Annotated in this window: 12 protein-coding genes and 3 tRNA genes (1 of these 15 running past the window's edge); 6 read left to right on the forward strand and 9 right to left on the reverse strand. The window is 43.6% G+C overall.

Annotated elements, in window-relative coordinates:
- From B3180_RS13400 to B3180_RS13410, 3 genes are all read left to right on the forward strand, one after another.
- Positions 1–59: transfer RNA gene (locus B3180_RS13400), tRNA-Gly, on the forward strand; it begins 67 nt to the left of the window's first position.
- Between the two features lie 6 nt (positions 60–65).
- Positions 66–139, forward strand: a tRNA-Cys gene (locus B3180_RS13405).
- A gap of 25 nt (positions 140–164) precedes the next feature.
- Positions 165–251, forward strand: a tRNA-Leu gene (locus B3180_RS13410).
- 220 nt (positions 252–471) lie between these two features.
- On the opposite strand, the gene B3180_RS13415 is transcribed toward B3180_RS13410, so the two are convergent.
- The 3 genes from B3180_RS13415 to B3180_RS13425 are packed head-to-tail and all read right to left on the reverse strand — an operon-like array spanning position 472 to position 3,399.
- Positions 472–825 (reverse strand): YdbL family protein, encoded by a 354-nt coding sequence (locus tag B3180_RS13415; protein ID WP_271331360.1) that lies wholly within the window; start codon positions 823–825, stop codon positions 472–474.
- An 18-nt stretch (positions 826–843) separates the two neighbouring features.
- Complete coding sequence (locus B3180_RS13420) at positions 844–1,029, reverse strand: YnbE family lipoprotein (RefSeq protein ID WP_199494555.1); 186 nt, start codon at positions 1,027–1,029, stop codon at positions 844–846.
- Positions 1,030–1,041: 12 nt separating this feature from the next.
- A complete protein-coding gene (locus B3180_RS13425; protein ID WP_278358699.1) occupies positions 1,042–3,399 on the reverse strand; it encodes a YdbH domain-containing protein in 2,358 nt (785 codons plus the stop codon).
- Positions 3,400–3,764: 365 nt separating this feature from the next.
- Between B3180_RS13425 and B3180_RS13430 the strand changes: the two genes are divergently transcribed.
- Complete coding sequence (locus B3180_RS13430; protein ID WP_222235370.1) at positions 3,765–5,075, forward strand: TPR end-of-group domain-containing protein; 1,311 nt, start codon at positions 3,765–3,767, stop codon at positions 5,073–5,075.
- On the opposite strand, the gene alkB is transcribed toward B3180_RS13430, so the two are convergent.
- The 6 genes from alkB to B3180_RS13460 form a co-directional block, all read right to left on the reverse strand.
- Entirely contained in the window at positions 5,076–5,729 is a 654-nt protein-coding gene (gene alkB / locus B3180_RS13435) for a DNA oxidative demethylase AlkB (RefSeq protein ID WP_199494558.1), read from the reverse strand. It abuts the gene before it with no gap.
- 1 nt (position 5,730) lies between these two features.
- Complete coding sequence (locus tag B3180_RS13440) at positions 5,731–6,339, reverse strand: GNAT family N-acetyltransferase (protein ID WP_278358698.1); 609 nt, start codon at positions 6,337–6,339, stop codon at positions 5,731–5,733.
- Positions 6,332–6,853: a cytochrome b/b6 domain-containing protein gene (locus B3180_RS13445; protein ID WP_199494560.1), complete on the reverse strand. Its 522-nt coding sequence runs from the start codon at positions 6,851–6,853 to the stop codon at positions 6,332–6,334. The genes B3180_RS13440 and B3180_RS13445 overlap by 8 nt, the downstream gene beginning before the upstream one ends.
- Positions 6,854–6,873: 20 nt before the next feature.
- Positions 6,874–7,164, reverse strand: coding sequence for a PepSY domain-containing protein (locus tag B3180_RS13450; protein WP_054487821.1), 291 nt, complete (start codon positions 7,162–7,164; stop codon positions 6,874–6,876).
- A 73-nt stretch (positions 7,165–7,237) separates the two neighbouring features.
- Positions 7,238–7,756, reverse strand: coding sequence for an acyloxyacyl hydrolase (locus tag B3180_RS13455; RefSeq protein ID WP_222235368.1), 519 nt, complete (start codon positions 7,754–7,756; stop codon positions 7,238–7,240).
- Between the two features lie 78 nt (positions 7,757–7,834).
- Positions 7,835–8,719 (reverse strand): LysR family transcriptional regulator, encoded by an 885-nt coding sequence (locus B3180_RS13460; protein WP_278358697.1) that lies wholly within the window; start codon positions 8,717–8,719, stop codon positions 7,835–7,837.
- A gap of 80 nt (positions 8,720–8,799) precedes the next feature.
- Between B3180_RS13460 and B3180_RS13465 the strand changes: the two genes are divergently transcribed.
- Together B3180_RS13465 and B3180_RS13470 are read left to right on the forward strand one after the other, a co-directional pair.
- A complete protein-coding gene (locus B3180_RS13465) occupies positions 8,800–9,450 on the forward strand; it encodes a LysE family translocator (RefSeq protein ID WP_325082619.1) in 651 nt (216 codons plus the stop codon).
- A gap of 56 nt (positions 9,451–9,506) precedes the next feature.
- Positions 9,507–10,071 (forward strand): 6-carboxytetrahydropterin synthase (locus B3180_RS13470; RefSeq protein WP_286845046.1); only part of this gene is annotated, 565 nt, incomplete at its 3' end.

Raw genomic sequence — 10,071 nt, forward strand, 5'->3', positions numbered from 1 at the left:
GGTAGAGCACAACCTTGCCAAGGTTGGGGTCGCGAGTTCGAATCTCGTTTCCCGCTCCAAATTCTGGCGGGTTGGCAGAATGGCTATGCAGCGGATTGCAAATCCGTGGATCTCGGTTCGACTCCGGGACCCGCCTCCATTATTCGAGAACACTTCTATGTAGTGCCCGGGTGGTGGAATTGGTAGACACAAGGGATTTAAAATCCCTCGAAGGTAACTTCGTGCCGGTTCAAGTCCGGCCCCGGGCACCAATTCCGATTAGATTAAACTTCAGTTCCTTTTGAACTATCTTAGTGTTTTCCCTAGCTAACTTTAACTAGTATTGCTGGTCTCACAATCATTCCTCTCGCATTTTGTGGCCTTGCAGAGCAAGGACGTGCAGCACCGTCAAAACCGTTAGAACTGCCCTCATACCCAGCACAAGACTGGGAGTCGCTCTAAGACATCTGGAAGGTAGCATTCAGAAGCCGCTTAAGGCTTCTTTCGCCAATCTCCATCGACATTGATGTAAAGGCCTGATTTAGTCAGCTCAATGGCACGCTTTCCGGCTACTAACTCAACATCGGCAACAGCAATGTCGTTCTCGTTAGCAATTCGGGTGTATTCTTTACGGCGAGCCTCGTTAATTTTCTTAACGATTTGCTCAGTAACTTCTGTCGATTCTACTACTCCCAGGTAACCGTCAGCTTTTTCGCCCACCAGGCCTTGTTCCTTCGCTTCACTTAATTGTGCCTTTGCCTGTTGCAAATCTAACTGTTGTGCTTGCGCCAGCGGGCTTGATAAACCAATAAAAGTAACTAATAGCAGCGTCAGTAAATATTTCATAGTTGCATTCCTTTGTCGTTAAAATAAGCCACTGGATTCAGAAATTACATCGTCGAGCGCTTTATCTACTTTGACGTAAATTTGGTGTTCAATCTTAACATTTAGGTTGATAGTAATGGGCTCTTTAGGCGCAGCTACCTGAACCGTTGGGGTACACCCCAAAACGAAAAAAGGTACGCTTACTAGTAAAAACAATTGTCTCATATCATCCCCTGATTAATTGATTTTCTGTTGTACTCGCTTACGAATGGCTTCATTCAAGCTGTTACTAAGTGTTAGTCCTTTCATCAATGCAGGTAAGTCCTCTTCTAAATTTACGTTAAGTTCTACCGGGCGTCCATTTTCTACCTCAGGGTTTGAGCCCTTTAATTTCACCGCTAAGGTCAACTTACCGTTTTTATCATAGTCGATCACCGTGGATAGCTGCTGATAATAGAAGTTACTAAGAACGCCGGCCAGAGTCTGTAAACTCGGATTATTGCCGGCTACCGACACTAACGCCGATGAATCTACCTGCAAGTGACCACCGGGAGCCAGGGCATTTAAATAACCTCGGTCAACTGTAAACTGGTTAGAGTCCCAGTGCACTGGTATGGTTCCGGAGACATTACCGTCTATCGCCACTTTATTACTTGGGTATTGGCGCATAAGCTCGCCCAGAGAAATTTCTTCGAAAACAACGGGCAGTGCAAACTTGTCGGCCATAGAATAGCTTTGGTTAGGAATACCGATACTTCCGCCAAGGCCTTTTATGCTGTGGCTGGTTAAGTTAAGCGTGGACTGTTTGGGGTTATCAAAGGGTATTTGAGCCCCAAACTCAGCCGTTACAGGGCCTAGCGTAAATCCCTGTTGCACACTACCGATGTAAAGTTGAGCGTTATTAACATGGAGCTGTTCGTTATTGGCATTAAACTGAAAGTTGAGGCTACTATCAACCGCCGATAAAGTATCCGCAACCCAGTCGCTTTGCTGAATATCGACGTGACCGTTATCGAGCTGCCAGCGATTATCATTCCAGTCGAAGTTTACGTCTGCGTGACCATTAATCGTCGCTTTACTGATAACAACCTGAGGCGCGAAGTGCTTGAGTAGCGCATCGAGTTGTGGTGTTTGCTTCCAGTTAAAGTCGTGAATTTTAACCTTACTTTGTATGCGGTTGGTTGTAATTTCGCTGTGATGTTGTACACGAATGTGCTCGCCAAGTCTAAGTTCTCCGTTACCGATAAGCTTTTGCTGTCGATATTTAAAGTCACTGTTAAAAGCCGCCTTTATTTGAGGTAGCTGATCAAAACTAAGCGCGTCGGCATGAATACTGAGACCAAGCTCAGCGGTAATGTCGTCAGGCTCTGAGTATGGATAAAAAACATGTGAGAAACTGACGACTGCAGTGGCATCGTTATTTAAGTGCGAGAACTCAATGTGCGTCGACTCAGTGCTTTGGAGCGTGGCAGCCTCATTTGAAATCTGACCGGAGAACGCTGCTGTAAGCTTATTAATAATCAATGATTGCTCTGCAACGGGTAAGGCTACGTTGTGGAGCTGAAGGTTTAAATGATCGAAATTAACTGAGTTAAACTGCCACTGTTTTTGCTCAACGGACAGCTCTGATGAGAGGTTGAGTGTCTCGTTTTTCTTGCCCTTAGCAACGGCTTTGGCACTAACAGGCCAGTGAGTTTTATTTACTGCCTGCTGAATTTTAAGCAGCGGCAATGCAAGCTGATCATTGCTACTTAACTGCCAGATTACTGATTCTAATTGTACCGGCAACTCAGGCACGTTTAAGGACATTAGATTGTTGGTTTCACCATTCAATTCAAGTGTATAGAAGTTAATAACGCCTTTACTCAAATTAAGCTGAAGCTTGCCAGATGCTGCGGTGGTGCTATCAGCTGCGACTATTTCAACGCTATTTTTAACCGACAGCAATAATTCACCGGACAGGGCGGATGTAATGCTTTCAAGGCTTGTGAATTCAGTATCAGGTGAAAAGTTACCTTGCCATTGTGCACTCATTGGAATTTGCCCGGTGCTTAGGCTATCTGCAACGTTCTGTGCTGCGAGTAAGTAGCTCGCATCGGCGGTGAGCTGGCCTGAGCTATAGTTGTAATTTGCCTGCAAAGTTGCACTGTCGTGTTGAGCGGAGAGATCAAGACTGCCATTTTCTCGGGTCAGTTGCAGAGAGGCTGTAACAGGCTCCCGGCTGTTAACTTTTAGCTGGAGCGGTTCTCGGTTTAATAACTTAAAAGTCGCTGAAATTGGCTCTGGTAATAATGTTCCTTTTACGCGCAGAGATTTGATATCAAAGCGTTCCGGAACTATGGCCGGCACTTCGGCGGAGAGTATCTGTGTTAGGTTTAGTACGGTTGATGACTGACTTGCGGAGGACTCTGGTAATGAGTCTATTGTTAACTCCAGCCGCTCAATAATAATGTGATTAATTGATAAGCGTTCAAACTCTATGCTCCAGTCGCTGATACCAAGCGATTTTAGTTGTTGATTCAAATAGGAATAACCTAATAGACCTATAGCGAATGCAATAACTAATATTGTAAGCAGTACGCGCCATAGCTTCATTCCGATATCATTCCCTTTGATAAACGCTAAGTCCCAATTGTAGTCTAATCAATATAACCAGCACTTGGGTTCTCTACAAGTTAGTGTTCTGTATAAAAATTGACCAACTCATAAAGAGGGTATACTCTATTGTTATAGAAATAGTTGACCCACTTATTCTTAAGTGCCAATTATCATAAGTTTATATAATTAATTGCGCTGACTTCAGGTCTACCCGTTATTTTCTTTGGCTTCTAGTCAGAAATTGCTAGCAAAGGTTAAAGTTCTGTAAAGGCTCTTTTATAGGCTGAGTGACAAAGATAGTCTGAGAGCTGTCTAATAATTCACCTGTAATGGCTTTGATTAACTTGTGACAGGAGCTGACCGTGAGCACGATAACCAATACAGCAGTCAATGTGACGCCGGATAGCCCAGCGTTTCTGGGAAGTAGTAATCCGCTGGAAAATGATGCTCAGTACAGTTATTTCTTTAATGGCTGTTTCATCTATTCGTACAACCATACGACAGGTCGTTGTGCCTGCCTTACTGAGCTCGATGTTGCTACTACCACAGTTAAGCCTTACGGATTGGTCGATAAGCATTACGTTGTTATCGGTGATAAGGCATTTCGTTCTGTCACACAAGCTCAAAAAGCCAGAAGTAAAGTGTCTGTCGCAAATGCTTCCAATGATAATAGCCCGGGTAAACATCCGGCACTTCCTGCCATCGAGCAATTGTCTCCGATAAAATCGTTAGCCAGGATAGAGGAATGGTTTAATACGGACTTTGAAGCTAAATGGGAAGCCTATAGAGAAACCTCTGAATTTTACAATCTTATTCAATACTACCTGGCACTTAGCTGCGACGCTTATAAACAAAAAGCGGACACAGCATTTTTGGATGCAGGAATTGAGTTCTATTTAAGTATGGCCCATTACAGTTGGTTAAACCCATCTATTCTGCATAATGCGGCCTGTGTTTACTGGTTAGCCGGTGAGAAGGAGAATGCTCTCGATTGCATAGAGTTAGCTCTTAACTTCCGTTACTCAGGTATGGACAGTTTATTAGGAGATGAAGATCTTCAGGGACTTAGAAAAACCCGAAGGTTTCGTCAGCTTGCACGGAAGTACGAAGCCCTTAAGCCTCGGTTTAATTATGTAACACTTGAATTATTTGAAGTGTTTGAAAATTTCTCAGTGCAACAGCCCGAACCTTTTGTCCGGTTCATGCGCAGTCATCTTTTAACCAATTTCCGGTTTTACGATATATCGGATTTAAGCGCACGCATTGACGCTAGCGAAGATGAAGATGAGCGTGAGTACTGGCAACACCTTGCAGCGTTCAATAATAGCTACCTTTATAGGTATATGTTGGTTGATGAGCCTATGGATCTTTTAACGGAGAAGGGCAAGACTAACTATCAACATTTTCAACAGTATCGGCATTATCGAGTACTGAACCCTATTGTATTTGCCCGAGTTTCAGAGCAACTCTTTCATCATGCTCATTACTGGGCCAGCAGACATCAGGGTGCTTTTAATGAAAGAGATCAAGCTTTGCTGTCACAGAGCTTTCAACTGCTTGAAGAGTTTAATGTTGCGACAGAAGGCCTGTGCTTTGAAAAAAGAAGTGAGCTTATGGAGAAGGCTAAAAGCTATGACATCCATCACTATATGCAGAACTTAAAACGCTTCTAATTATTCTGCCTGACGAATGGTCAGGTTAACTCTGCAGCGCCCTGTAACGGGGTGAACTCCGTCCTTAAGTTGCTGTACCCCGTGATACCGGAGTCTGTCACTCCCACCCCAAACTAAAGCATCCGTGTGTTGAAGCTGAAACTTCTGGTATTTCTCCGAACGCTTAAAACCACCCCATAAAAAGTTAACTGGTAAACCAAAGGAAAAAGAAACGATAGGCTTTGTAAAGTCCCTCTCATCTTTATCCTGATGCAAACCCATTTTTGCTCCGGGTAAATAAACGTTAATAAGACAGGAGTCTGGTTTGAAATTTTCAAACCCTGCAAGTGTTGCCACTTCTATTGCTTTGGTTGCAATGAGAGGGGGCATTTGGGGCCAGGGTGCTTTGGTGACTGGGTCAATCCTTTGGTATCGATAGCCCTGGCTATCACTCATCCAGCCATACTCGCCACAATTACTACTTTTGACTGACATTTTATGCCCGGCGGGCGTTTGTAAGTGACGTAAGGGAGCGCTCTTTAATACACCGCGAACGTCGGTTAACAAGGCCTCGTCATTTTTAGCCAAAAACTGATGAAACAGTGTTGCCTGTTCACTAATATTTGAACGCAGTGGTTCAGAACCCAGGTTGCCGAATAAATCCAGAGAGGTCATGTTATGTCTTTGCTAAAGGTAAGCTCATTAGAATGCGATCTTCACCAGGCCCTAAGTAATCTTTAATAGAATCAGTCGTCTGAAAGCCAAACCTTTCATATAAACAAACGGCGGATTTATTTTTCGGGGAAACGCTCAATTCAAGGCGTTTATAATGAAGTGACTGGGCAAGCAAAATAGACTGATGCAGTAATTCCTTACCCAATCCCTGTCCCTGAAAGCTTTTTCCAATAAGCAAGGACATAAGTGCTAAAGCGTTGTCAGCCAGAGGGACCATAAGGCTGTAGCCAGCCACTTTGTTATCAACTTTTAGTGATAAAAATGTGTCGCGCCACTGTTGCAAAGCCTGATAAAAAAATAGAGGAGGGTAGGCCTGGTTTGAGTAGAGCTGCTTTTCCAGAAACGCCATTCTGGCAATGTCATCATAAACCGTTTTGGCGATGGAGAACTCATTCTCATTGTGATTAGTTGCTGCTAGCGAACCGACACACAAACGACAGTCTTCCTCGATGGGGGCTGAGGCTTCGACATAACGCAATTTATGAGATGCTCGTTCACGGTTACTGGAAACCTGATATATACGTTCTCTGGAAGCTTTTTCCTCAGTCATGGCGCTTTACCCGGCGTTTGCCGTTAATCATAGGTCGGATAAGCTCTATTTTACCCAAATAAGCGGTAATAAATACGGCAATAATGTGAATAATCACGAGCGTAAAAATGATGTTGGCGGATATGCCGTGCAATGAGGTTAAAAAGCTGTCTCCATATAGTGCATCCACTTCTTCACGAAGAAAGCCAGTAACAGCCTGAACTAAAAACAAAGCAAGTATAGAAAACACCATAAGGCCACCGAGTGGATTATGGCCCTGAGTCTGCTTCACCTCTCTCTCTTTCAGTTCATGAAGATGTTTTTTTATACCAGAAAAGGAGGGGAGAAAACTTTTAAAGCGCGCATTAGGAGGCCCAATAAAGCCCCAGACAACACGACTCATAACCAAAGCTGCGGCAGTATAACCTACTGCCTGATGGATGCTGCTGCCATGTTCGAGGAAAAAATAGTTCAGACAAAAGCACAGTACCAATAACCAATGAAAGGTTCTTATAAACTTATCCCAAATGATCATTGGCACTGCCTTTACCGTTATTATTCAGTTTCTTGCTTAACAATACTGCCATCTACTGGGTTAAAGTAAATTTCAACTTTCTGCTTATTCTGGTTAAACCCGTAAATTTCATAACAGTTTCCATCGGTTACTTTAAACTCGTTTATTTCATAACCTTGCTCTTTCAACGAGCTCTGAAATTGCTCCTGATCCAACCAGTTTTCTTTAGGCTCCATAGTGCACTGTGTCATTCCTGATTCAGGACTGCCGCAAGCTGAAACAAAGAGTCCCGTAGCCGCAATAGCTGATAGTTTAAGAAGTTGTTTTCTCATTTGACCTCCAGTTGAATAGAACTTAAGACTAAATGTAGCAACTTCAGACAGATAACGCTAATTCATCCGGAGGTTAAAATGGTAGGGCCCAACTTAACCAAAAGAAATCGAGTCCGTCGTTAGGCCGTTTGATATCAGCGTTTGAATAGTGGGTATACCCCAAGGCGATACGAGCACTAGAGCTGCGGTTGTATTGCCAGGAGAGTGATATTCTGTCCTCAAATTGAAATTGGGTTGATAAGCGGCGATTACTTATTTGTGTTTTGTCGAAATAACTACCACCTATACCAGCCTCTAAAAATAACGGTCGCTGAGCTCCTGCTATGTGCCAGGAAAGAATCGGGCTGATAGTAAAAGCCGTTATATTATCTTCTGTATTGTTTGAGTCCTGCCAGTGGTTTAAAGCCGCCTCGACATGAAGTTTTGGTGAGCCAATCCATGTCGGCAATTCGACCGGTAAGTTTGTTACCCTGTAACCAGCCCTGACGCCCCTTAGCTGATCCGTAGAATAAGCTCCGGTAAAGTGAACCTCATCAGCAAAAGATGGGAAGTTTAAGATTATCAGTACAACCAGTGATGCTATACGCCACATATCACTCTCCAATAATAAAAAGGAGCAATATTTTACATACAAACATGAATGTATGTAAACAAGGGCGTCACCGTTAATTTATGAAATGATTAGCTGTAACCATTTTATAAAAGCAACAAGGGCGACTGGCTGCCTTTGTCGCTTACGATAGTAAACACTTAACGGATACTGACAGGGTCGTGCGAAATCATTATAAACTTTTAAGTTAGACAGACCGGGCGTGATAAGGCTGCTGTCGATAAGTGCAATTGCCTGTTCTGCCGCAGATAAGTCGAGAGACATTTGTACATCGTTACAGTGGATCATGCGTGTAGAGGCTAACTCCTGGCTGTAAGCTTTTAACATAGCCTGATGATCCGGGTTATCCGGGTTGATTAACCAGGGTAAATGAAACGGGCTTTCATTTGTCTGAATAGCAGAAACCGGTACCAGTTGGTTCTTCTGTAATGGAACAGACTGAATGTTTTTGTCCGTCGTCTTGCCATAACCAATAGCGAGATCCCAGCTTTGGTGTTGTATTGCTGATGCCATTTCCGCGGCACTTTCATTAACAAAGTGCTCATTACAACGACTAAAACTCAATTGTATGTGAGGATACAGAGAATGAAAGTCTGCAAGCTTTCCGGCCAGCCAGAAACGTAAACGCTCGGAACTGATTGCGACGGTTAGCTGTGTTGTTGTATTGTCACTTAGGTTTCGGGTGCGTTCTATCGTCCGTTCCAGCTGCTCGAATATTTGTTCAATTTGAGGAGCTAGCTCAAGACCTACCGGGGTGAGCGAATGAACTCGGTTGTCGCGTTGAAACAAGCGAACTTCGAGCTGCTCTTCCAGAGTTTGTATTTGCCGGGTTACCGCGGACTGAGTGACTCCAAGCTCTTGCGAGGCTTGCTTAAACGATCCGCTTCTGGCAGCAACATCAAACACTCTCAGTGCATTTAATGAGGGGAGTTTCGTGTTTTTCATATTGATTAATAGTAATCTGTAATTAATAAAAAGTAACTTTGATTCTGGCAGTTAAAGTGTAAATACGCAATAAGGAGTTTGTGTTGTCTTACTGGAGTGAGTTTTTAACCATTGCCTTGATTCATCTGTTCGCGGTTGCAAGCCCTGGCCCTGATTTTGCGGTCGTATCACGTTATAGCTTAAGTTTTGGGCGTAAGGCAGGTTACTGGGTGAGTCTTGGAATAGCCGCAGGAATTGTTATTCATGTGACTTATTCACTTGTTGGCGTTGCGCTCATCATTCACCAGACAGACTGGTTATATCAAACCCTGCTTTGTGCAGGTGCATTGTACTTAGGTTTTATCGGAACTCAGGCAATTAAAGCCAAGCCAAGAAAGGATATGTCGGACAGCGAGCTTGCCTCTACTCAACCACGTAAGCGTAAAGCTTTTATTGTTGGTTTTATTACCAATGGTCTCAATGTGAAGGCAACAATTTTCTTCTTAACCCTATTTACTACTATTATTGCGCCGGAAACACCTTTTAGTATCCAATTTGGGTACGGCGTGTACCTTATTGTTGCAACTGGGCTGTGGTTTTTGTTTTTAACCTGGTTGCTTACTCAGCCCCGTATTTTTAAAACACTCTGGCACTACAGTCACTGGGTAGATCGCACCATGGGCGCTGCATTAATTTTACTTTCGCTGAAATTATTGTGGGAATGGGCCAACCTGATTGAGCTTATCGGATAAGGCGTTTCAGGTTATACTGGTTGCAGTTCTTAAAGAAGAGATGAGAAAAGCTCACTATGCAGTTATTTGTGAATGATTTGACCGTTATTGATTGCTCTTACCTATGCCCAGAGAGGGGAATAGTCGGTGAGAGCTGGATTGTTGATATTGTGCTGGATGGCGCTCTAAATGAGCAATCTATGGTGCTGGATTTTGGTCGTGTGAAAAAGCAAGTTAAAGCCATTATCGATAATTCGGTTGATCATAAGTTGGTTGTGCCGGCGGAACATCCATACACAAAAGTCACGCATAACTCCGATGACAGTGCTAACTGGGTTGACTTTGTGCGCCCGGAACAGCGCTCTATCCATTTGTTCTGTCCTGCGGATGCCTTTGCTTTTATCGATGCGGAAGTTGTCTCCATTGAAACGGTTACTGACTACCTTAAAGCCGTCATAAAAAGAGAGTTGCCGGTTAACGTTGAAGGGCTTAGCTTGTTTTTACGACCTGAGAATATTGATGGTTTTTATTATCACTACACTCATGGTCTGAAAAAGCACGATGGAAATTGCCAACGTATAGCCCATGGCCATCGCTCAAAAATCCAGATTAAGTTGGATAACATACGACAGCCGGTACTTT

It is taken from the genome of Idiomarina sp. UBA4206 (assembly GCF_002383015.1).
GTDB lineage: Bacteria > Pseudomonadota > Gammaproteobacteria > Enterobacterales > Alteromonadaceae > Idiomarina > Idiomarina abyssalis.

Excerpts from the sequence above, each read along its gene's own strand:
- B3180_RS13425 (WP_278358699.1), bottom strand. The coding sequence starts at position 3,399 with ATGAAGCTATGGCGCGTACTGCTTACAATATTAGTTATTGCATTCGCT.
- B3180_RS13445 (WP_199494560.1), bottom strand. The coding sequence starts at position 6,853 with ATGATCATTTGGGATAAGTTTATAAGAACCTTTCATTGGTTATTGGTA.
- B3180_RS13420 (WP_199494555.1), bottom strand. The coding sequence starts at position 1,029 with ATGAGACAATTGTTTTTACTAGTAAGCGTACCTTTTTTCGTTTTGGGG.
- B3180_RS13460 (WP_278358697.1), bottom strand. The coding sequence starts at position 8,719 with ATGAAAAACACGAAACTCCCCTCATTAAATGCACTGAGAGTGTTTGAT.
- B3180_RS13415 (WP_271331360.1), bottom strand. The coding sequence starts at position 825 with ATGAAATATTTACTGACGCTGCTATTAGTTACTTTTATTGGTTTATCA.
- alkB (WP_199494558.1), bottom strand. The coding sequence starts at position 5,729 with ATGACCTCTCTGGATTTATTCGGCAACCTGGGTTCTGAACCACTGCGT.
- B3180_RS13440 (WP_278358698.1), bottom strand. The coding sequence starts at position 6,339 with ATGACTGAGGAAAAAGCTTCCAGAGAACGTATATATCAGGTTTCCAGT.
- B3180_RS13455 (WP_222235368.1), bottom strand. The coding sequence starts at position 7,756 with ATGTGGCGTATAGCATCACTGGTTGTACTGATAATCTTAAACTTCCCA.
- B3180_RS13450 (WP_054487821.1), bottom strand. The coding sequence starts at position 7,164 with ATGAGAAAACAACTTCTTAAACTATCAGCTATTGCGGCTACGGGACTC.